The sequence below is a fragment of the Roseateles sp. FW301-B2 genome (genome assembly GCF_058788955.1).
Genome location: NZ_JBYTBE010000055.1, coordinates 1 through 21522, shown reverse-complemented (window position 1 = coordinate 21522; position 21522 = coordinate 1). Strand labels below are relative to the sequence as shown.

Here is a 21522-nt window from a genome sequence, read left to right as displayed (position 1 = left end):
CGCCCACCCTCTGGAGTTCCCCCGATGAATGCACCGCTACCCGAACATATCCTGCGCGCGCTGGAAAAGGTCACGCTGGACGACAAGTACGCGCTCGAGCACGGCCGTGCCTTCATGAGCGGCGTGCAGGCCCTGGTGCGCCTGCCGATGCTGCAGCGCACGCGCGATGCGATGGCGGGGCTGAACACCGCGGGCTTTGTGTCGGGCTACCGCGGTTCGCCGCTGGGTGGTTACGACCAGGCCCTGCAGGCGGCCAAGAAGCATCTGGCCAAGCAGAACATCGTGTTCCAGCCGGGCGTCAACGAGGAGCTTGGTGCGACGGCCGTCTGGGGCACGCAGCAGCTCGACCTGTTCCCCGAGAAGAACAAGTTCGACGGCGTGTTCGGCATCTGGTACGGCAAGGGCCCGGGCGTGGACCGCAGCATCGACGTCTTCAAGCACGCCAATATGGCCGGCACCGCCAAGCATGGCGGCGTGATCGCCGTGGCGGGCGACGACCACATCGCCAAGAGCTCCACCGCCGCGCACCAGAGCGACCACGTCTTCAAGGCCGCTGGCTTCCCGGTGTTCTTCCCGTCCAGCGTGCAGGACATCCTGGACATGGGCCTGCATGCGATCGCGATGAGCCGCTTCTCGGGCCTGTGGTCGGGCATGAAGACGATCCAGGAGATCGTCGAATCCTCGGCCTCGGTGAGCGTGGACCCGGACCGCGTCAAGATCATCATCCCCACCGACTTCCCCATGCCCGAGGGCGGCCTGCACATCCGCTGGCCCGACCCGCCGCTGGACCAGGAAGCGCGCATGATGGACCACAAGTGGTACGCTGCCCTGGCCTATGTGCGCGCCAACAAGCTCAACTACAACGTCATCGAGAGCAAGCAGGACCGCTTCGGCCTGATCGCCTCGGGCAAGGCCTACAACGACACGCGCCAGGCGCTGCACGACCTCGGCCTCGACGACGACACCTGCCGCCGCCTCGGCATCCGCCTGCACAAGGTCAATGTGGTGTGGCCGCTGGAGGCCTCGATCACGCGCGACTTCGCCGACGGCCTGCAGGAAATCCTGGTGGTGGAAGAGAAGCGCCAGGTCATCGAGTACCAGGTGAAGGAACAGCTCTACAACTGGCGCCCCGACGTGCGCCCGCATGTGCTGGGCAAGTTCGACGACGACGCCGAGGGCGGCATGGGTGGCGAATGGGGCCTGCCCAACCCGAGCAAGAACTGGCTGTTGCGCCCGCAGGCCGACCTGACCCCGGCCATCATCGCGCGCGCCATCGCCAAGCGCCTGAAGAAGCTGGGTGTGGACGCCGAGGTGGCGGCGCGCCTGGATGCACGCGTGGCCATCATCGATGCCAAGGAAAACGCACTCAAGGCCGAGGCCCAGACCGCCGGCGGCGCGGATCGCACGCCCTGGTTCTGCAGCGGCTGCCCGCACAACACCAGCACCCGCGTGCCCGAGGGCTCGCGCGCCGTGGCCGGCATCGGCTGCCACTACATGGTGAGCTGGATGCCCGGGCGCAACACCGCCACCTTCACCCAGATGGGTGGCGAGGGCGTGCCCTGGGTGGGCCAGTCGGCCTTCACGAACGAGAAGCACATCTTCGCCAACCTGGGCGACGGCACCTACTTCCACAGCGGCCTGCTGGCGATCCGCCAGAGCATTGCCGCCGGTGTGAACATCACCTACAAGGTGCTCTACAACGACGCCGTGGCGATGACCGGCGGCCAGCAGGTGGGCGAGCGCGCCGAGGGCCACACGGTGCTGCAGATCATGCAGAGCCTCACGTCCGAGGGCGTGGCCAAGCTGGTGATCGTGACCGACGAGCCGAGCAAGTACAACGGCGTCTCGCTGCTCGCCGGCGTGACCGTGCACCACCGCGACGAGCTGGACGCGATCCAGCGCCAGTTCCGCGAGATCCCCGGCACCACGGCCATCATCTACGACCAGACCTGCGCCACCGAGAAGCGCCGCCGCCGCAAGCGCGGCAAGCTGGTGGACCCGGCCAAGCGCGTCGTCATCAACGAGCTGGTGTGCGAGGGCTGCGGCGATTGCTCGGTGCAATCCAACTGCCTGTCGGTCGAGCCGCTGGAGACCGATTTCGGCCGCAAGCGCCAGATCAACCAGAACACCTGCAACAAGGACTACTCCTGCGTGAAGGGCTTCTGCCCCAGCTTCGTCACCGTCGAGGGCGGCGAGCTGAAGAAGCCCAAGAAGGAAAGCCGTCGCAGCCCCTTCGACACCGCGCTGCCGGCCATCCCCCTGCCCAATGTGCCTAACGCCGACAAGGCCTGGGGCATCGTGGTGGCGGGCGTGGGCGGCACCGGCGTGATCACCATCGGCCAGCTGCTGGGCATGGCCGCGCACCTGGAAGGCAAGGGCGTGATCACCCAGGACGCGGCCGGTCTGGCGCAAAAGGGTGGCGCCACCTGGAGCCATATCCAGATCGCCAACCATGCGGACGACATCCACTGCACCAAGGTCGGCACCGCCGAGGCGGATCTGGTGATCGCCTGCGATTCCATCGTCGCCGCCAACAAGGCCTCGCTGGCCGTGATGCGCGAGGGCCGCACCTTTGTGGCCCTGAACACGCATGGCTCGCCCACCGCCACGCTGGTGAACAACGCCGACTGGAGCTTCCCCGGCGCCGCCTGCGAGGCCGCCGTCGGCAAGGCCGCGGGCCAGCAAGGGCTGGGCATGTTCGACGCCGAGGAAGTGGCCGTCAAGCTGCTGGGCGACTCGCTCTACACCAACCCGCTGATGCTGGGCTACGCCTGGCAGAAGGGCCGCGTGCCGCTGAGCTACCAGGCGCTGATGCGCGCCATCGAGCTCAACAACGTGCAGATCGACAACAACAAGGCCGCCTTCGAATGGGGCCGCCGTTGCGCCGTCGATCTGGCCGCGGTGCAGGGCCTGTACGCCGCCACCCAGGTCATCAACATCATCAAGCGCCCCGGCGTGGATGAGCTGGTGGCCAAGCGCGTCGAGTTCCTCACCGACTACCAGAACGCCGCCTATGCCGAGCAGTACAAGGCCTTCGTCGAGAAGGTGCGCGCGGCCGAGGGCAAGCTCAACTCGACCAAGCTGACCGAGGCGGTGGCCCGCTACCTCTTCAAGCTGATGGCCTACAAGGACGAGTACGAGGTGGCGCGCCTGCACACCGACGCCAAGTTCCTCAACAAGATCGCGGCCCAGTTCGAAGGCGACTACAAGCTGGTGCACCACCTGGCCCCGCCGCTGCTGGCCAAGAAGAACGAGAAGGGCGAGCTGGTCAAGCAGCAGATGGGTGCCTGGGTGCGCCCCGCATTTGGCATCCTCGCCAAGCTCAAGGGTCTGCGCGGCACGGCGCTGGACATCTTCGGCCGCACCGAGGAGCGCAAGATGGAGCGCGCGCTGATTGGCGAGTACCGCGAGAGCATCGAGGCCATCCTGGCCAAGGGCCTGACGGCCGAGCGCCTCGCCCTGGCCACCGAGATCGCCCGCATCCCCGAGGAGATCCGCGGCTATGGCCATGTGAAGGAACGCCATCTGCATGCCGCCAAGGCCAAGTGGCAGACGCTGATGGGGCAGTGGCGCGCGGCGTAAGCCGAGCATCACCGACCTGATCGGGACCCGCTGTGCCGCAAGGCCGGCGGGTTTTTTCGTTGTGGGCGCCGCCAGGGCGCGCCCCACCCTCTCTTGGGTGCCACGGGTTTGTGGGGACCCCGAGCACCGGGCCCGCGCATCTAGACTGCCCGCCCAGGGAGGATCCATCCATGAACAGCAACAACAAGCGCTGGCCTGCGCTGCTGGCCGCCATCATGCTCGGCTGCGTCGGCCTGCTGGCCCGCGCGCAGGCGCCCGCGGCCGAAGATCCCAAGCAGGTCTTCGCCGAGTCGATGCAGGCCGGCCAGCCCGGCCCCAAGGACATTGCCCTGGGCGGCCAGGCGGTGCTGAAGCTGCCCGCCGGCCGGGTCTTCATCGGCCAGCCGCAGGCGGCCAGGCTGATGCGCGCGATGGGCAACCCGGGCGATTACAGCGAGCTGCTGGGCCTGGTGTTCCCGAGCGGGGATGCGCCCTGGTTTGCCACGCTGCGCTTCGAGCCGGCCGGCTATATCAAGGACGACGAGGCCAGGGACTGGAATGCCGACGAGCTGCTGAAGAGCTACCGCGAGGGCACCGAGGCCTCCAACGAGGAACGCCAAAAACTGGGCATGGCGGCGCTGGAAATCGTCGGCTGGGCCGAGAAGCCCGCCTATGCGGCCGACACCCACCGCCTGGTCTGGGCGATGAGCTCGCGTCACAAGGGCGCGGCGGAGGGCGAGGAGCAGGGCGTCAACTACAACACCTATGCGCTGGGCCGTGAGGGCTATCTGAGCCTCAATCTGGTGACCGGGCTGAAGGAGTTGCCGCAGCACAAGGGCGATGCGCAGGATCTGCTGGGCGCGCTGGAGTTCCTCGACGGCAAGCGCTACACGGACTTCAACGCCTCCACCGACAAGGTGGCGGAATACGGCCTCGCCGCCCTCGTGCTGGGCGTGGGCGCCAAGAAGCTGGGCCTGCTGGCGGTGGTCTTCGCCTTCGTGGCAAAGTTCGCCAAAATCATCTTCATCGCGGTGCTGGCCTTTGGCGGCGCGATCGCCAGGTTCTTCGGCAGGAAGTCCAAGGCCTGAACCGGCCCTGATCCAATCGCCCCATGATCAAGCTCCTGCTGCTGCTGTTCTCGGGCCTGAAGTTCGGCAAGCTGCTCGCCTCGGGCGGCAGCATGCTGATCTCGGTCGTCGTCTATGCCTGGATCTATGGCTGGCGCTATGCGGTGGGCTTTGTGGCCCTGCTGTTCGTACATGAGATGGGGCACTACCTCGCGGCGCGGCACAAGGGGCTGAACGTCGGCGCGCCCACCTTCATCCCCTTTGTGGGCGCCTGGATCGAACTCAAGGACCTCCCCCACGATGCCCAGACCGAGGCCTATGTGGGCCTGGGCGGGCCGCTGCTGGGCACGGTGGGCGCGGTGCTGGTCTATTTCGCGGCGCGCAACTGGCATGTCGACTGGCTGCTGGCGGTGGCCTACAGCGGCTTCTTCCTGAACCTCTTCAACCTGATCCCGCTCTCGCCCTTCGACGGCGGCCGCATCACCGCCGTGCTCTCGCCGCGCATCTGGTTCCTCGGCGTGCCGATGCTGGTGGCGCTGTTCCTCTGGCGGCCCAGCCCGATGCTGATCCTGATCGCCATCATGGCCTGGCCGCAGCTCTGGAAGGCCTGGAAGTACCGCAGCGACAGCCCCGAGGCGCAGAGCTATTACGCCGTGCCGGCCGCGGTGAAATGGGAATACGGCAGCTACTACCTGGCGCTGGCCGGCTTCCTGGCGGTGATGACGCACGACGTGCACGAGATGCTGACGAACGCCCTGCCGCACTGACCCGCACGCCCCTCACGACCCTCACTTCTGGCCGGCCAAGCGCCCGCTGTTACCCTCCCGCTCGCATCGCTTATCTGGAGCCTGTTCCCGTGAAACTGCTACGCATCACCCTGGCCCTGAGCCTTGGCCTGGTCGGCGGCGCGCTCAGCGCCCAGGGGCTCAAGCCCGTCACCGCCGTCGAAGGCATCACCGAGTACCGCCTGCCCAACGGCCTGCAGGTGCTGCTGGCGCCCGATGCCTCCAAGCCCAGCACCACGGTGAACGTGACCTACCGGGTCGGCTCCAAGCATGAGAACTACGGCGAGACGGGCATGGCCCATTTGCTGGAGCATTTGATCTTCAAGGGCTCGCCCAAGTACAAGAATCCCTGGGCCGAGTTCAGCAAGCGCGGCCTGCGCGCCAACGGCTCCACCTGGCTGGACCGCACCAACTACTTCGCCAGCTTTGCCGCCAACGAAGAGAACCTGAAGTGGTATCTCGAATGGCAGGCCGACGCGATGGTGCACAGCAATATCGCCCGCAAGGATCTCGACACCGAAATGACGGTGGTGCGCAACGAGATGGAGATGGGCGAGAACAACCCCGGCAACATCGTGTTCGAGCGCCTCTTGGCCACCATGTACCAGTGGCACAACTACGGCAAGAGCACCATCGGCGCGCGCGCCGACGTCGAGAACGTCGACATCCCGCGCCTGCAGGGCTTCTACCGCAGCTATTACCAGCCCGACAACGCCACCCTGATCGTCTCCGGCAAGTTCGATGCCGCCAAGGTGCTCGGCTGGGTGCAGCAGAGCTTTGGCGCGCTGCCCGCACCGAAGCGCAAGCTGCCGCATTTCTACACCGTGGACCCGGTGCAGGACGGCGAGCGCAGCGTCACCGTGCGCCGCCTGGGCGGCGTGGCCAGCGCCACCGCGGCCTACCATGTGCCGGCCGGCCCGCACCCGGACTATGCGGCGGTGGAGGTGCTCAACCTGATCCTCACCGAGCCGCCCGCCGGCCGCCTGCACAAGCAGCTGGTGGAGAACACCAAGCTGGCCTCCTCGGTGAGCGCCTTCAGCATGGCGCTGGCCGAGCCCGGCTTCATGATGGTGGGCGCCGACATCGCCCCCGATGCCTCGCTGGACGAGATGAACCGCGAGATGCTCAAGGTCATCGAGGGCCTGGCGCAGAACCCCATCACGGCCGAGGAGCTCAAGCGCGCCCAGCAGCGCTGGCTGAACCGCTGGGAGCAGCAGTTCTCCGATCCCGAGCAGGTCGGTACCGCGCTCTCCGAGACCGTCAGCCAGGGCGACTGGCGCATGTTCTTCCTGCTGCGCGACCGCATCAAGGCGCTCAAGCTGGAGGACGTGCAGCGCGTCGCCAACGAACGCCTGATCCAGGCCAACCGCACGCTGGCCCAGTACATCCCCACCGACAAGGCGCTGCGCGCGCCCGCGCCCGCGCTGGTGAAGGTGGACGAGCAGATGAAGAGCTTCGTGCCCGCGGCGGCGCAGGCTGCGGTGGCGGCCTTCGAGGCCACGCCGGCCAATATCGACAAGCTCACCCAGACCAGCACCCTCGCCAATGGCCTCAAGCTGGCGCTGCTGCCCAAGCCCACGCGCGGCGAAGCGGTGCAGGGCTTCCTGACCCTGCGCTACGGCGATGCCGACAGCCTGCGCGGTCAGCGCGCCGCCGCCGAGGCGCTGGCCTATGTGCTGGACAAGGGCACCGCCACGCTGGACCGCCAGCAGTTGCGCGACAAGCTCGACAGCCTCAAGGTCGAGCTGCAGATCCAGCCCGGCCCCGACCAGGTGACGGTGGCCTGGGTCACCAAGCGCCAGCATGCCGCCGAGGCCGCCAGGCTGATCGCGCAGATCCTGCGCCAGCCGCGCCTCGCGCCCGAGACCCTCGAAGAGGTGCGCGCCCAGATGCTCTCCAGCATCAAGGCCCAGCGCGACGAACCCGAAGCGATGGCCGAGACCAGCGTGGCGCTGGCCCTCAACGGCGACTACCCGCCCGGCGACGTGCGCCTGGCCCGCACTTTCGAGCAGATGACGGCCGACGCCCAGGGCGTCAGCATCGAGCAGCTGCGCGCCTTCCACCAGCGCTTCTACGGCGCCAACCACGCCGAGTTCGCCGCCGTGGGCGACTTCGATGCCGCGGCCCTCAAGCAGGCGGTGAGCGAGGCGCTGGGCGACTGGCGCTCGCAGGCCGACTACCAGCGCGTGCCCTTCCCGAGCGTGGCCAAGCCCGGCAAGCTGAGCCTGGTGCCGGCGCCCGACAAGCAGAACGCGGTGCTGGCCGGCCGCATGCCGCTGGCGCTCAATGACGGGCATGCCGACTACCCGGCCGTGGCCCTGGCCAACTACCTGCTGGGCAGCGGCGGCGATTCGCGCCTGTGGAAGCGCATCCGCGAGAAGGACGGCCTGAGCTACGGCGTCTGGTCCTACCTGATGTGGGGCCAGAAGGACCTCAACTCGCCCTGGAACGTCGGCGCCATCTTCGCGCCGCAGAACCGTGCCAAGGTCGAGCAGGCGCTGCGCGAGGAAGTGGCCCGTGCCCTCAAGGACGGCTACAGCCAGGCCGAGCTCGATGCCGGCAAGCAGGCCATGCTGAACGCACGCCGCCTCGGCCGCGCGCAGGACGCCGGCCTGGTGCGCGCACTCGCCGGCAACCAGTTCCTCGGCCGCACCATGGCCAAGTCGCAGCAGGTCGACGACGCCATTGCCAAGCTGACGCTGGAGCAGGTGAACGGCGCGCTGCGCAAGTACTTCAAGCTGGAAGACTTCCAGCTCGTGTTCGTGGGCGACTTCAAATAACGCGCTAGCGACACGTCACCAGGACGGGCGGGCGCTCGCAAAAGCGCCCGGCCTTTTCTTTGGGGCCAGCGCTGATGGCGCGGCGTAGCGGATTGGAGCCGGCGCATTCCTGCCTCATGGTCCGGCGGTGATCAGGCCGACTGGGGGCTCAGTGCCGATTACAGCATTCACCTTGGCGCGATCAGCTCACGCAAGCTGCCACGAGCGGTCGTCGACGACCTACAGCTTCGCGATTGCTCAGCTCGATATCCGAGAACACAATTCGCGGGACATCCCCTGGTTGAGTGTGCGCGGCATTCTCGTCAGACTCAACCACTCTCCATAGTCCGAAGGGAGTCCCGTTATGGTCAAGGTCGCATTTTTTGCTGCTATGTTCCTGGCGTTCGCCCGTGGCGCGTCGGCACTCCCTTTGATCGACAACTTCGATCGCTCGCAAACCGTTGCGCAAGACAATTCGAACGGCATCGCTAGTTCGTCTGCGACAAGGTCCCCGCTCGATCCCAGCACCATCATCGGCGGGGAACGCGAGGTCTACGTCAACGCGTTCAGTGGGGCTGACGAATTCAACGGTACGCGCGCCGGCGTCTCGGGTTCAAGGTTTTCCTTCGCCAACGACGCCGGCGTCGTTGGTTTTGGCGCTTTACGCTGGGATGGCAGCAGCGTCACCGGCTTCGACCTGACGAATGCTGACCTTGGCATCAATCGGACCGGGTTCGCACCCGTCGACTTTTCAGCCGTTGCAGACAGCCTGAAGCTCACAATGCTGCGCTCAGATGCCTCTTTCCCGTTCACGCTGCAGTTCTTCTCGGGCGCGACCGACTGGACAAGTTTCACCTTCAGCGCAATACCCGTGTGCAGCGCGGCTGACAGCAGTTGCATGTCGCAGGCAGGAGCAGTCGCCGGCCCCACCGACTTCTATTTCAACTTCGCCCTTATCAATTTGCTCGGAACCAAGTCAGGTACAGGTGCCGATTTCTCGAGCATCACTGCGATGCAGGCGATCTTCAATTTCAATCCCGTGTCCGGCAGTCCGGGACAGGCGGAATCGATTGATTTCTCGATGGATTTTGCGACTGTGTCGCCTCCCCCGGTGCCCGAACCGGGCACGCTGACACTAAGCATCCTTGGCCTGTTCAGCCTGATGTGCATGGTGGCGCGCCGGCGCCATTCGAACTGAGGCGCTGTAAACCGGGAAATCGCCAGTGCCCTGGCGACGGTGGCAGCATCCTCCTTCGCCCCAGCGAAGATCCTGCGGGCAGTCCGACGACATAACTGCATACATAGTCGCATGACGTTCTGACGAACGTTCACTGACAGTTGCAGTGACCACTTGTTCCTCCGTCGGCGCATGGCCAGGGTCAGCCAGGAGACGACATCGCGATTGCGAGCAACTGATGTGCAGCGGGGACTGCGGCTCGACGCACGCATCTTGATTGCTGCCTCTCGGCCAGGAGCGGGCACTGGTGAGCCGCAGCTTCTGAACAACCTAGTCGAACTAGCCCATCGCGCCGTATCGCCGTGGCCCGGTAGTGCAGAACGGTAAAACTTTGTTCGGCCCTGTTAATGACGCAAGGATTGCGTACAGCCGCTTACCACCTCCCCTGGAGGAATGCCTAGAGTCGCACACTTCTTTCTTCCTCAAGAATCCACCGATGTCGAGACTCTCACCCCTAATCGTCGCCAGCAGCGTCATGTTGCTGAGCGCTTGCGCCACCAAGGAATTCGTCAGAGAGACCGTCGCTCCGGTGCAGACCAGCGTGGAAGGTCTCGGCACCCGCGTTCAGGCGCATGACGACGGCCTCAAGGCTCTGGATGGCCGACTGCAAGGCAGCGAGACGCGCCTCCTGGCCTTGCAGCAGGAAGCTGCGGCGCGAGCCCAGGCCGCCAACAATCTGCCCGCGCCGCCCGGCCTGCTGATGAGCGCCCTGCTGACCGATGACAAGATCAAGTTCAGCTCGGGCCGCGCCCAGCTCACCGAGCAGGCCGGTCAGGAACTCGATCAACTCGTCGCCAAGCTCAAGGCCGACAACCAGCCCGTGTTCGTCGAAATCCAGGGCCACACCGACGCTACTGGCAGCGAAACAATTAACCAGCAACTGGGCCTCAAGCGGGCCGAAGCGGTGCGCCTGCACCTGGCCCGCGCCGGTCTGCCCCTGGCGCGCATGGCAACAATCAGCTATGGCGAATCTGCGCCCCTGGCCGACAACAGCACCCGCGAAGGCCGCAGCACGAACAGGCGTGTTCAATTGATCGTGATGCGCTGAACGGGAGAGGAAAGGTCGTTGGGCCCAAGCCGCTATCCAACGTCGGCAAGGTGCCCCAAGCGCTCGCCTACGCCCACACCACCCGCGCGCCCGCCGCGTACCAGCCCTCCACGCGCGCGGCCACCTCGGCCTCGATGCGGCTGCGCTTGATCTTCATGGTGGGGGTGAGGCAGCCGTTCTCGATCGTCCAGGGCCTGGTGCTGAGCACCAGCATCTGCAGCTGCTCGTAGTCGGCCGATTGCGCGTTGACGCTTTGCAGCAGCGCCGCCATCTGCTGCTCGACCTCGGCGCGCAGGGCGGCCTCCGTCAGCCTGGGGCGCAGGTCTTCGGCCAGCACCACCAGGGCGAAAGCGGCCGGCTGGCCCACGCCCGAGACCAGGGTGATCTCCACCATGGGGTGAGCGTTGATGCGGTTCTCGATCGGCGCCGGCGCCACATACTTGCCCTTGGCGGTCTTGAACAACTCCTTCACCCGGCCGGTGAGCTTGAGCAGGCCGTCGGGCCGGCGCTCGCCCTTGTCGCCGGTGCGGAAGTAGCCGTCGGCGGTGAAGCATTGCGCGTCCAGATCGGGGCGCTTGTAATAGCCCAGCAACTGGCCGGGCGACTTCACCAGGATCTCGCCCTCCTCGCTGAGCTTCACCTCCACGCCCGGCATGGGCACGCCCACATAACCCGGTGCATTCAGTGCCAGCGTGGAGGCATGCGAGTAGGCGAAGTCCTCGGTCATGCCATAGCCTTCCAGCAAATTGAGGCCGAGGCGGCGGTACCAGCGAATCAGCTCGGCCGGGATCGGCGCCGAGGCGCTCATCGCCACCCGCACCTGATCCAGGCCCAGGCCCTTGAGCACCTTGCGCCGCACGACATTGCCCAGGATCGGGATGCTCAGCAGCCGGTCCAGCTTCCTGGCCGGCATCTTGCTGAACACGCCCTGCTGGAACTTCAGCCACAGCCGCGGCACCGAGCAGAACACGGTGGGGCGGGCGCGCTGCAGGTCCTGCACAAAGGTGTCCAGCGATTCGGCGAAGAACACATGGGTGTGGCCATAGACCAGCGACGAGCATTCCACCACCGCGCGCTCGTAGACATGGGCCAGCGGCAGGTAGGACAGCACGCGCTGCTCGGGCAGGTCGGGCACCAGGGTCTTGACGAAGTCCACGCTCAGCTCGGTGGCGCGGGTGATGCGCTCGAAGCTGTGCATCGCCCCCTTGGGCTCGCCGGTGGAGCCCGAGGTGTAGATCAGCATCGCCAGCTCGCTGCCGGCGCGCTGCGGCCGGCCGGTGAGCGGCGCCGTGCGGGCGATGATGTCGTCCCAGGTGTCGAAACCGGTGCCGGCAGGCGCCAGCGGCAAGGCGATGCAGGGCAGGCCCGCGGGCACGCCCGCCGCCTGCTGGGCCCAGGTATCGAGCTTGCCGACGAACAGCAGGCTGGCCTCGCTGTGCTGCAGCACGAAGCGCACCGTCTCGGCGGTCTCGGTCGGGAAGATCGACACCGTGGTGCCGCCGGCCATCCAGATCGCCAGCTCGGCCATGATGAAGTGGGCGCAGTTCTTGGAGAGGATGGCGATGCGCGCACCGGCGGGCAGCTGCAGGCTGCGCAGATGGGCGGCCATGCGGCGCGCCTCGTCCAGGGTGCGGGCCCAGCTGTAGTCGATGGTGCGGCTGCCGCCTGCGTCGGCAACCGGCTGGGTGAGATAGATCTTGTCGGGCTGGGCGGCCTCATGTTCGTAGACGTAGTCGAGCATCAGGCGCTGATTCGGCATGGTCGGGGTTCATCATCCAGCTGTGGTGGGCCGATTATGGAGAGCCCCGGGGTGGCCCGTGCCTAGGCGCATACACCGATGCCAAGTCGCCCCGCTTGCCTTATGGCGCCGTAAGATGCGCTCCACAATGCTCGGGGCGGTATGGCAATGGCATCCATCAGTAGCAAGGTCGAAGGGCTGGCCCGGCGCGCCGCCGCCGCCGCGCTTGCGCTGCTGGCGCTCTGGGCCGCGGCCGCCGCCGAGCCGCCCGCCACGCCGCTGCGCCTGCTGACCAGCAATTTCCCGCCCTATACGATCGAGAGCGGCCGCGACGCCCCCGGGCCGCTCGTCAACCTGACGCTGGAATTGATCGCCCGCAGCGGCCATGCCGGCCAGGTCGAGTTCGTGCCCTGGCCGCGCGCCCAGGCCATCACCGCACGCGAGGCCAACGCCCTCATCATCCCGCTGGTGCGCTCGAGCGAACGCGAGGCGAAGTACCAGTGGATCGGCAAGCTCTATTGCCGCAGCATGGGCTTTGTGGCGCTGCGCGAGCGCCTGCACCGCTTCGACGAGCAGACCCTGGCCAGCGCACGGCTGGTGGTGCTGCGCGCCACGCCCTATGGTGCGAACCTGAAGGCCGCCAGCATCACCGAGGCCACCTCCTTCGAGGACATGGCCAAGATGCTGAGCCTGGACATGGTGGACGCGATCTACGCGAACCAGGAGACCACCCTGCTGGCCCTGCAGGCGCGCGGCATCGAGCGCGCGGCGCTGGCCTTGTCGGCGCCGGTCGAATCCGATCTGCTCTGGCTGGCCGCGTCGCCGGGCATGCCCAGGGCCAGGGTGGAGGAACTGCAGCAGGCGCTGCGCGCGCTGCAGAAGGACGGCACGATGGAGCGCCTGCTCGAGCAATCGGGGCTGCCGCGCGCCGCCTGCACGGGCAACTAGAGTCGGTCCCAGTAGGGCAGGCTCGGGTCGAAGCGCTCGGCCAGAAAGTCCACGAAGCTGCGCAGCAGCAGCGGCTGGTGGCGGCGGCTGGTGTAGACCGCGTGCACGCCCAGCTGCTCGGGCTCCCAGCCGGGCAGCACGCGCAGCAGCGTGCCGGCCGCCAGCGCCGGGCCCACCAGATAGGTGGGCAGCAGGCCGATGCCGGCACCTGCCAGCACCGCCTGCTGCAGCAGCAAGGCCTCGTTGGCCAGCAGGCGCGGTGGCGGCAGCGGCTGCAGCAGCCGCTCACCCTGGGCGTTCTGCAGCGACCAGGCCTCGCTGCCAAAGCGCGCATGCGCCACGCAGGCATGGGCCAGCAGCTCGCCGGGCTGCGCCGGTGCGGGATGCTCGCGCAGATAGGCGGGCGCGGCGCACAGCACCGAGCGGCACAGCGTCAGCCGGCGGGCGATCAGGGCCGGGTCGAGCTGGTTGCTGATGCGCAGCGCCAGGTCGATGCGGTCCTCCACCAGGTTCACCGCCTGCTCCGACACCAGCACCTCGATCTGCGTGCGCGGATGCAGGGCCAGGAAGGCCGCCGCCGCCGGAGCCAGGTGTTGCTGGGCAAACGACATCGAGGCCGCCACGCGCAGCCGCCCATGCACGCTCAGCTGGCGCGCGCTGGCGGCCTGTTCGGCCTCCTCGGCCAGCTCCACCAGCTGGCGGCAGCGCGGCAGGGCCTCGGCGCCCGCGTCGGTGAGGCTTAGGCGCCGGGTGCTGCGCTGCAGCAGGCGCGCGCCCAGCCATTGTTCCACCGCCTCCAGATGGCGGCTGGCCATGGCGCGCGAAAGGCCCAGGGCCTCGGCCGCCGCGGTGAGGCTGCCGCGCTCCACCACAGCCACGAAGACCTGGGCCGCCTTGAGTCTGTCCATCGCCCGTCCATTTGCTCGATTGATGCAACAAACAGTCTACGCGCAAGGTATTTATCTACGGATCATGCGCAAATAAAGTTCGCTGCACCCCGCAACCGAAGCAAGCAAACCACCATGAACCAGCAACTGCCCCGTTTCATCCGCCCCCTGCTCGCCGCCGCCCTGGTGAGCAGCGGCCTGGCCGCCGAGGCCCAGGGCAGCGGCACGCCCGCGCCGCTGAGCCTGCAGATCATCAACCACGGCCCGGCCAGCTTCCATGTGAACTCGGTGCTGGTGAGCGGCGCCAAGGAGGCCATCCTGCTGGACGCCGGCTTCACCCGCGCCGACGCCCTGCGCGTGGCCGCCGCCGTGCTGGACAGCGGCAAGAAGCTCAGCACCATCTATGTGAGCGCCGCCGACCCCGACTACTACTTCGGCCTGGAAGTGCTGCACGCCGAATTCCCCGAGGCCCGCATCGTGGCCGCCGCGCCCACGCTGAAGAAGCTGGCCGCCGCCCTGCCCACCAAGCTGCAGGTCTGGGGCCCGCGCCTGGGCGCCAATGCGCCGCGCCAACCGGTGCTGCCCGAGGCGTTGGCGGGCAACAGCCTGAGCCTGGAGGGCCAGACCCTGGAGATCCGCGGCCTGGACGACAGCCTGGCGCATCGCAGCTATGTGTGGATCCCGTCCATCAAGGCGGTGGTGGGCGGCGTGAATGTGTTCGGCAATCTGCATGCCTGGACCGCCGACACCCAGACCGCGGCCGAGCGCGCCGCCTGGCTCGCCAAGCTGGACGGCATCGCCGCCCTGCAGCCCTCCGTGGTGGTGCCCGGCCATATGCTGCCCGGCACGCCGCAGGGCCTCAGCGCCGTGAACCACACGCGCGCCTATCTGCAGCGCTTCGAGGCCGAGCTGCCCAAGGCCGCCGACGCCACCGCGCTGATCGCCACCATGAAGGCCGCCTACCCGCAGGCCGGGCTGGGCATCGCGCTGGAGATCGGCGCCAAGGTCAACAAGGGCGAGATGAAGTGGTGAGTTAGGCTTCTGCTATGGTGGCATCCATATGAGCAGCGCCACCACTCCCACCGGCCCGCACACCGCCCGCGGCCAGTTCAGCGTCAAGATCGGCGCGCCCGAGGCCATGCCCGCCCCCGCCGGCGGCACGCCCATGTTCAGGCGCAGCCTCGACAAGCGCTACGAGGGCGAGCTGCAGGGTCAGGCCCTGGGCGAGATGCTGGCGGCTGGCCAGCCGCAGGCCGGCGCGGCCGCCTACACCGCGCTGGAATCCTTTGTGGGCCAGCTGCAGGGCCGCAGCGGCAGCTTCGCGCTGGCGCATCTGGGCCTGATGAGCGAGGGCCAGCAGGATCTGCGCATCGCCATCGTGCCGGGCTCAGGCCAGGGCGAGCTGGCCGGCATCAGCGGCGCGCTGCTGCTGCGCATCGAGGCCGGCGTGCACCATTACGAGCTGAAGTACTGCCTGGCTCCGTAACGGCCGCAGCTTGACCCGCACCGCCGCCGCGCGCAGCATGCGGCGCATGAGCAGCAGTAGCAGCAGCAACACCCTCCCCGCCGCCCCGGCCGGCGGCGCCTGGCGCGACCGCTACCGCTGGTGGTGGCTGCTCTCGCCCGCCTTCCCGGGCCTGGTGTGGCTGAACCTGGTGCAGTACCAGCTCAGCGGACACGAAGCGTGGCTGTGGGTCAGCAGTGCGGTGATGTATGGGCTGATCCCGCTGCTGGACTGGCTGCTGGGCGCCGACCCACGCAATCCGCCCGATGCCGCCGTGCCGGCGCTGGAGCAGGACCGCTGGTACCGCGCCATCGTGGTGGCCTTCGTGCCCTTCCAGTTCGGCCTCACCCTGCACGGCGCCTGGATCGCCGCCACGCAGGAGCTGAGCCTGTTCGGCTGGGCCGGCCTGATCCTCAGCGTCGGCGGCATCAACGGCGTGGCCATCAACACCGCCCATGAGCTGGGCCACAAGCTGCCGCGCTGGGAGCGCTGGCTCGCGCGCATCACGCTGGCGCCGGTGGCCTATGGGCATTTCTATGTGGAGCACAACCGCGGCCACCACCTGCGCGTGGCCACGCCGGCCGACCCGGCCAGCGCCCGCCTGGGCGAGAGCTTCTGGGCCTTTCTGCCGCGCACCATGTGGGGCAGCCTGGTTTCGGCCTGGGAGATCGAGCGCACGCGCCTGGCCAGGCTGGGCCTGGGCCCCTGGCACTGGCGCAACGAATGCCTGCAGGCCTGGGCCATGACCGTGCTGCTGTACGGCGCCCTGTGCATCTGGCTGGGCCTGGGCGCCACCTTGCCCTTCCTGCTGGTGCAGGCCTTCTACGGCGCCAGCCTGCTGGAGGTGGTGAACTACATCGAGCATTACGGCCTGCTGCGCCCGCTGGACGCCAACACCGGCCGCCCGGTGCGCTGCGCCCCCGAGCATTCCTGGAACTCCAGCCACCGCGTCTCGAATCTCTTTCTCTACCAGCTGCAGCGCCACAGCGACCACCATGCCCACCCGGGCCGACGCTACCAGGCGCTGCGCCATTTCGAGCAGAGCCCGCAACTGCCCTCGGGCTATGCCGCCATGCTGATGCTGGCCTATCTGCCGCCGCTGTGGTTCCGCGTGATGGATGCACGCGTGCTGAGGCATTACGGCGGCGACCCGCGGCGCGCCAATCTGCAGCCCAGCCGGCGCGACGCGCTGTTGCAGCGCTGGGGCCAGCGCGTCGATTAGGGCTTCTTCGTCCCGATCAAGCAGAGCCGCGGCTCATGCAGCATGGGCCTTCGTCCTTCTTCGCTTCTCAGGCGGGCTTGGGCAGGTTCTCGGAGATGCGCCAGAGTACGCCGCTGGGGTCGTGCAGCACAAAATCACGCATCGCCCAGGGCTGGTTCTCCAGCGCGCCGAGACGCACGCCGAAGCGGGCGGGGATGTCCTCCTCCAGCAGCTTGCGGTGCCAGTCGTCCACCTTTTCCACCGAGAGGTGCAGCATGAAGTTGCTGGCCAGCTCGGCCACGTAGAAGTTCTGCAGCAGAAAGCTGCAGGCGCCCGCATGCAGATAGGCCAGGCCCTCGTCGCACCAGGGCATGGTGAAACCGATGGCCTGGTAGAAGCGCTTGCTGAGCTCGAAGTCGCGCGCCGGCACGAAGGCCTTGAGCTCCACGGTGCCGAGATTCATGGCTGCCTTCCTCTCTTAGTCACGCCCGCAGATTGAGCGCCACCGCGGCGCGGATCAGCGCCTTCAGCGCCGCCTCGTTCAGCGCCTCGCCCTCGCGGATGTCGATGGCGCGGCGCACATTGCCCTCCAGGCTTGAGTTGAAGAGGCGCGCGGGGTCGGGCAGCGATGCGCCCTTCGGGAAGGTCATCTTCACCACCGCCTTGTAGCTCTCGCCGGTGCAGATGATGCCGCCATGCGACCACACCGGTGTGCTCCACTTCCACTCCTCCACCACCTCGGGGTCGGCCTCGCGCATCAGCGCGCGCAGCCGCGTCAGCAAGGCGCCCCGCCAATCACCCAGCGCCTGGATCTTGGCGTCAATCAATGCGGCCGGAGACTCGGCGGCAGCGGGCGCTGCGGCCGGCGTGGTCGCCTTGGCCGGCTTGGCCGCGGCCGATCTGGATTTGCTGGCTGGCATCGTGGATCCCCTCGTCATCGTCATTGCTTCGTCTTGGACAGAAAACTGAAATCCACCAGCAGCCCGACATAGTCGCGCGCGCCTGGCGCGGAAAAGAAAGCTTCGAGCGCGCGGCGCGCGGGCAGGCAGGGTGCGCACCAGTCGGCGAAATACTCGACGAAGAGAAAGCTGTGCGCCGGCAGATCCGCATAGCGCAGCGGCTCGCCCTTGGCGCTGATGAGCCCGACGAAGTGCTCCTCGATGCGCTCGCCGTACACCAGCCGCTTGCAATCCGCCGGCGGCCCTGCCGAAGCATCCGCCGGCGCGGGCTGATCGGAGACGCAGCAGAAGGCCTCGCCCGCGTGGCGCTGGATCTCGGCAAGCTCGGGCGCCCATTGCTCGCGCGGCAACAGCCGCCCGGCCGCGTCATAGAGATGCAGGCGCGGAAAGGTGAGGCTCTTCAGCGCCTTGGGCCGCTCGCGATAGCTGCCCATGATGAAGTTGGAGCGCGGCGGCGCATGCGCGCGCGCTGCCAGGCCGGCAAGCGCCAGCGGACTCGTGAGCATGCAGCGGCGCGTCAGCGACATTTTCTGGCCCCAGCCAAGAATGACTTTCTCATCGTGCATCCTCTGGCGCTCGCCCGCTCAGCCAGCGCGGGGCCCGCCATCGCCACTGCTCAGGCGCGCGGCCTCGACGCAGAGCTGCACCACCGTCTCCCGGCTGAGGGGCGTGTCCTGGCGCAGCTCCAGCGTCGCCAGCTCGTACTTGCCGCCCGGCTTGAGGCGCGGCTCGATATGGCGCAGGCGCTGGCCGCGAAAGAAGGCGAACAGCACGCGCGCGGGCTCGGCACGGATGATCAGCACCGGGCCTTGACCGACGGCGGAGAAGAACACCAGATGCCCCCACTTCAGCCGCTCCTCCAGCTCGGGCGCGCTGGCGCGAACGGTATCGCGCAAGGCCTCGACATAGCGGCGCTGCCAGCCGGAGAGGTACGCGACGTATTCATCGGCCGTGGTGGCCGGGGTCAGGATCATCTTCATCGGTTGGTCGCCCCCCAGCGCCAGCGCGGTGGCTCACCCTTGAGCCAGCAGACAGCCAGCAGCGCGACGCCCAGGGCCGCCGTATAGGCCATGAAGAGCAGCGGCGTTTGCTCCGCTCTCAATAGCAGCGCGCCCGCGGCCAGCAGCGCCAGAAAGATCGCAATCACAAGCCAGCCCTGCCAGGCGCAGGGCGCACCCCAGCCCCAGCCATAGCGCTTGGCGGGGAACCAGTAATTCTTCGTGGGCGCTGCTTTTTGAAGAGTCGACATCAAAAAATGACCTCCAGCTCGGCGCAGTGTTGCACGGTGCGCTGACTCGACAGCTTAGCCATGCTTCGGTCCGGCCGCCAGCGGGTTGCGACGATTGAGCGTGGCAATCATCAACAACACGCCAAGCACCAGCACAAGCAGGCCCAGCGCCCAATGGAAGGCCCAGACGAGCATGACGGGCAGATAAGCGAGCGCGCAGAACCAGAACCACTTGCGCAGACCGGGTTGGTGAAAGAACTGTGCGCACTGCTTGCAGCGCAGCGGCCGGACCAACGAAGAGTTCGATTCGGCCCAGGCCGAGTGACCATGCGGCGCGCCACAGCTGGGACAGGGTCTGGTCTTGAGAAGCATGGGGGTGCTCCGCCTATGAGAAGTACAGCCCATAGAGCAAGCCGGCGACGATCACGACCAGATAGAACCACAGGTTGGCCGCGTAGGCAAAGCCTGCCGCTTCACCCGTGCTCGCGCGGTGCTCACCGAGCGCGCGCTTAACCTTGGCCGCCAGCTTGCGAGTTCTCGATGTCATGTGTCTTCTCCACTCAATGCTTGAACGAACCGTGAGCTGCGCGCCCGCCCTGACGCGCAAGTTCGCCCGCTGACGCTAGCGCCCAGGCGCCGCCACATATTCAAAGGCCCAGAAGTACTGCCACTCAGTGAAAACAGGGCTTGTCCCCAAGCCCTCGATGGCGGCCTCAAGTTCCGCCTGGCTGGGAAAGTTCTTCAGCACCCGATGCCTGGACCCGTCATTGAGCGTCCTGAGCTGATAGGTATTGCCCTCGGCATCGCGTTCGCTCAGGGGCGTGCTGCTGCCCTCGACGAATCGGTTGTCGATCAGGACGATGCGCGAGCCGGGTTCGACGGCCTCGGTCAGCCCGGCCAGAAACTCCCTGCGGCGGCCTTTGGGCACATGCGAGAACCAGAAGCCGGCGAAGGCGGCGTCGAAAAACCTGCCACCGCGCTTGGGCAGGTCGTAGGCGTCGCCCACCACGAACTCGACGCGCCTGTCGTCGGGTACTCGGGTCTTTGCGATCGCCAGGGTCTCGGGTGCCGCATCGAGCGCAAGCATTCGCGACGCCCTGGCGGCGATGAACTGGGTCCAGTAGCCGGTGCCGCAAGCCACCTCCAGCACGGCCCTGCCCTCATCGAAGCGCGCGGGCAGCCAGGCCTCGATGGCGCGCAGATCGGCCTGGCGCTCCGGCTTGCGATAGACGGCGTCGTACTCGGCGGCGCGGGCGGCGTAGTAGCTGTGCATTTGCTGGGCAGAGGATGACATGGTGTGGCGTTGCTGCTTGCGGCCTCAATCGTTCCAGATGCTTTCGACCAGGGCCCCGACCTCCGGTGGCGCCGCGCCCGGCGCTGCCGCTCCTGAAGCAGCCGCCGCACTGCGCTTCCACTCGGCCGGCAAGGGCGCGATTCGTTTCGATTCCTTGCCATCCCACAAGGCCACCTTGAGCGCGAACACGACGGGGCCCTCACGCGCCTCGAAGGGTTTCACGGCGCCGACCTTGAGGGCGATCTGCTTCCTGACTTCCAGGTCCAGCAACTGATCGAAATCGATCCAGACCCTGGATTGCAGGCCGGGCCGAACCGCCAGCACGATGAAGCCGCCCACCGACTGCCTCGTCTTTTCCTGAGCCTCGCTGCCCGCCACCGCCTCGCGCAATGCGACCTGCACCGCCTTGATGTACTCAGCGAGCGCATCGACGCTTGCCACACGGGCTTCCAGAACCGCGCTCGGCTGCAGCAGCACGACGTTGAAGTTGGTGACGGGCTCGGCGGCGTGGGCGGCGGCCAGCACCAGACCGAGCAGGAGAGCTAGCAGCCATCGCATCAGTGGCACCGCCTCATCTCTGAACAGGGCACAGGGCCGCGCTCGCGTCGCAGGACGGGCGCGCGCTGGGCCGCCCATCGTCGGCGATCTGCGTACGCGTACTTCAACCGGGACACCACTGCTCCTCGCAGGGGATCCCGTCCCTGTCGCCATCCATCTTCACGCCGGGGCAGTTGGCCAGGAAGTATTTTGCTTCGGCGCAGGACCTCATTTGCGAGCAGTACCTGCGGCCGTCGCAGCTGAAAGCATGGGCCGGGGCAGGATCGGCAGGGGCAGCAAGGGCAGCAGGGGCGACCTTGGTGGGAGCGCTTGGCGCAGCTGCCGCACGGCGCTTTCTCTCCACGGCATTCAGTTCCTCCAGGGTCGGAACTTTGCGAACCTGATTGGAGGACGGACAGGGGCCCTGCTGATAGGTGACCGTGCCATCCACCACGCACTTGTTTGCTGGCATGGCGCTGGCGCCGGAAGCGGCGAGCAACAGGCTTGCTACCGCGGTGAAGTACGCAAAAAAGCGGGACGTGACTCGAAGCATGGATGTCATGCGGGCGGGCAGTTGGGTTTAGATACTCGCGCCGACGGCTGCGCCGCCAAGCCTGCACGGTCAAGAGTTAGGGTCGCCATCACGCAGCCCACGCGAACCGGACGGCGGCAAAGCATAGAGCGAAAAGGTAGTGACCTGCCCGGATTCTTCGAGACACTGATTCCAAGAGAAGATGGCTCCATCCCCCGAGGAGCCCATGAGAAAGAG

The 21522-nt window shown here is 67.3% G+C and carries 22 protein-coding genes; 10 read left to right on the top strand and 12 right to left on the bottom strand.

Going from position 1 to position 21522, the window contains the following annotated elements:
• The first annotated feature begins 24 nt into the window (after positions 1 to 24).
• The 6 genes from AC3WQY_RS23825 to AC3WQY_RS23800 all read left to right on the top strand — a co-directional run bounded on the left by AC3WQY_RS23825 (position 25) and on the right by AC3WQY_RS23800 (position 10457).
• Complete coding sequence (locus AC3WQY_RS23825; RefSeq protein WP_492711073.1) at positions 25 to 3582, top strand: indolepyruvate ferredoxin oxidoreductase family protein; 3558 nt, start codon at positions 25 to 27, stop codon at positions 3580 to 3582.
• A gap of 170 nt (positions 3583 to 3752) precedes the next feature.
• Complete coding sequence (locus AC3WQY_RS23820; RefSeq protein WP_492711072.1) at positions 3753 to 4649, top strand: DUF2167 domain-containing protein; 897 nt, start codon at positions 3753 to 3755, stop codon at positions 4647 to 4649.
• 23 nt (positions 4650 to 4672) lie between these two features.
• Positions 4673 to 5395: a site-2 protease family protein gene (locus AC3WQY_RS23815; protein ID WP_492711071.1), complete on the top strand. Its 723-nt coding sequence runs from the start codon at positions 4673 to 4675 to the stop codon at positions 5393 to 5395.
• An 89-nt stretch (positions 5396 to 5484) separates the two neighbouring features.
• A complete protein-coding gene (locus AC3WQY_RS23810; RefSeq protein ID WP_492711070.1) occupies positions 5485 to 8193 on the top strand; it encodes a M16 family metallopeptidase in 2709 nt (902 codons plus the stop codon).
• Positions 8194 to 8536: 343 nt separating this feature from the next.
• On the top strand, positions 8537 to 9370 hold the full coding sequence (locus tag AC3WQY_RS23805; protein WP_492711069.1) for a hypothetical protein: 834 nt from the start codon (positions 8537 to 8539) through the stop codon (positions 9368 to 9370).
• Between the two features lie 352 nt (positions 9371 to 9722).
• On the top strand, positions 9723 to 10457 hold the full coding sequence (locus AC3WQY_RS23800; RefSeq protein ID WP_492711068.1) for an OmpA family protein: 735 nt from the start codon (positions 9723 to 9725) through the stop codon (positions 10455 to 10457).
• Positions 10458 to 10524: 67 nt separating this feature from the next.
• Here the strand turns inward: AC3WQY_RS23800 and AC3WQY_RS23795 are convergent, their stop codons facing one another.
• Positions 10525 to 12216: an AMP-binding protein gene (locus AC3WQY_RS23795; RefSeq protein ID WP_492711067.1), complete on the bottom strand. Its 1692-nt coding sequence runs from the start codon at positions 12214 to 12216 to the stop codon at positions 10525 to 10527.
• A 147-nt stretch (positions 12217 to 12363) separates the two neighbouring features.
• Here AC3WQY_RS23795 and AC3WQY_RS23790 point away from each other — a divergent pair, with 147 nt between their 5' ends.
• Positions 12364 to 13143, top strand: a complete 780-nt coding sequence (locus AC3WQY_RS23790; protein WP_492711066.1) for a substrate-binding periplasmic protein — start codon at positions 12364 to 12366, stop codon at positions 13141 to 13143.
• Here AC3WQY_RS23790 and AC3WQY_RS23785 read toward each other — a convergent pair.
• A complete protein-coding gene (locus AC3WQY_RS23785; RefSeq protein WP_285235000.1) occupies positions 13140 to 14051 on the bottom strand; it encodes a LysR family transcriptional regulator in 912 nt (303 codons plus the stop codon). The genes AC3WQY_RS23790 and AC3WQY_RS23785 overlap by 4 nt on opposite strands.
• 114 nt (positions 14052 to 14165) lie before the next feature.
• Here AC3WQY_RS23785 and AC3WQY_RS23780 point away from each other — a divergent pair, with 114 nt between their 5' ends.
• From AC3WQY_RS23780 to AC3WQY_RS23770, 3 genes are read left to right on the top strand one after another with little or no spacing between them, the layout of a single operon-like run.
• A complete protein-coding gene (locus tag AC3WQY_RS23780; RefSeq protein ID WP_492711064.1) occupies positions 14166 to 15062 on the top strand; it encodes an MBL fold metallo-hydrolase in 897 nt (298 codons plus the stop codon).
• A 28-nt stretch (positions 15063 to 15090) separates the two neighbouring features.
• Complete coding sequence (locus AC3WQY_RS23775; RefSeq protein WP_492711063.1) at positions 15091 to 15516, top strand: DUF3224 domain-containing protein; 426 nt, start codon at positions 15091 to 15093, stop codon at positions 15514 to 15516.
• Between the two features lie 46 nt (positions 15517 to 15562).
• Complete coding sequence (locus tag AC3WQY_RS23770; RefSeq protein WP_492711061.1) at positions 15563 to 16756, top strand: alkane 1-monooxygenase; 1194 nt, start codon at positions 15563 to 15565, stop codon at positions 16754 to 16756.
• A 67-nt stretch (positions 16757 to 16823) separates the two neighbouring features.
• On the opposite strand, the gene AC3WQY_RS23765 is transcribed toward AC3WQY_RS23770, so the two are convergent.
• The 10 genes from AC3WQY_RS23765 to AC3WQY_RS23720 form a co-directional block, all read right to left on the bottom strand.
• A complete protein-coding gene (locus AC3WQY_RS23765; RefSeq protein ID WP_492711059.1) occupies positions 16824 to 17198 on the bottom strand; it encodes a VOC family protein in 375 nt (124 codons plus the stop codon).
• A gap of 19 nt (positions 17199 to 17217) precedes the next feature.
• The gene (locus tag AC3WQY_RS23760) at positions 17218 to 17655 is read right to left on the bottom strand and encodes a DUF1801 domain-containing protein (RefSeq protein ID WP_492711057.1); all 438 of its coding nucleotides are present in this window, start codon (positions 17653 to 17655) and stop codon (positions 17218 to 17220) included.
• Between the two features lie 20 nt (positions 17656 to 17675).
• Positions 17676 to 18200, bottom strand: coding sequence for a hypothetical protein (locus AC3WQY_RS23755; protein ID WP_492711056.1), 525 nt, complete (start codon positions 18198 to 18200; stop codon positions 17676 to 17678).
• Positions 18201 to 18278: 78 nt separating this feature from the next.
• On the bottom strand, positions 18279 to 18674 hold the full coding sequence (locus AC3WQY_RS23750; RefSeq protein ID WP_492711055.1) for a DUF1801 domain-containing protein: 396 nt from the start codon (positions 18672 to 18674) through the stop codon (positions 18279 to 18281).
• A complete protein-coding gene (locus AC3WQY_RS23745; RefSeq protein WP_492711053.1) occupies positions 18671 to 18943 on the bottom strand; it encodes a hypothetical protein in 273 nt (90 codons plus the stop codon). The genes AC3WQY_RS23750 and AC3WQY_RS23745 overlap by 4 nt, the downstream gene beginning before the upstream one ends.
• Positions 18944 to 18997: 54 nt before the next feature.
• Positions 18998 to 19294, bottom strand: coding sequence for a hypothetical protein (locus tag AC3WQY_RS23740; RefSeq protein WP_492711051.1), 297 nt, complete (start codon positions 19292 to 19294; stop codon positions 18998 to 19000).
• A 13-nt stretch (positions 19295 to 19307) separates the two neighbouring features.
• Positions 19308 to 19469: a hypothetical protein gene (locus tag AC3WQY_RS23735; protein ID WP_492711050.1), complete on the bottom strand. Its 162-nt coding sequence runs from the start codon at positions 19467 to 19469 to the stop codon at positions 19308 to 19310.
• 75 nt (positions 19470 to 19544) lie between these two features.
• Positions 19545 to 20195, bottom strand: a complete 651-nt coding sequence (locus AC3WQY_RS23730) for a class I SAM-dependent methyltransferase (protein WP_492711049.1) — start codon at positions 20193 to 20195, stop codon at positions 19545 to 19547.
• Between the two features lie 45 nt (positions 20196 to 20240).
• On the bottom strand, positions 20241 to 20774 hold the full coding sequence (locus tag AC3WQY_RS23725; protein WP_492711047.1) for a hypothetical protein: 534 nt from the start codon (positions 20772 to 20774) through the stop codon (positions 20241 to 20243).
• 103 nt (positions 20775 to 20877) lie between these two features.
• The gene (locus AC3WQY_RS23720) at positions 20878 to 21315 is read right to left on the bottom strand and encodes an excalibur calcium-binding domain-containing protein (protein WP_492711046.1); all 438 of its coding nucleotides are present in this window, start codon (positions 21313 to 21315) and stop codon (positions 20878 to 20880) included.
• Between the last annotated feature and the right edge of the window lie 207 nt (positions 21316 to 21522).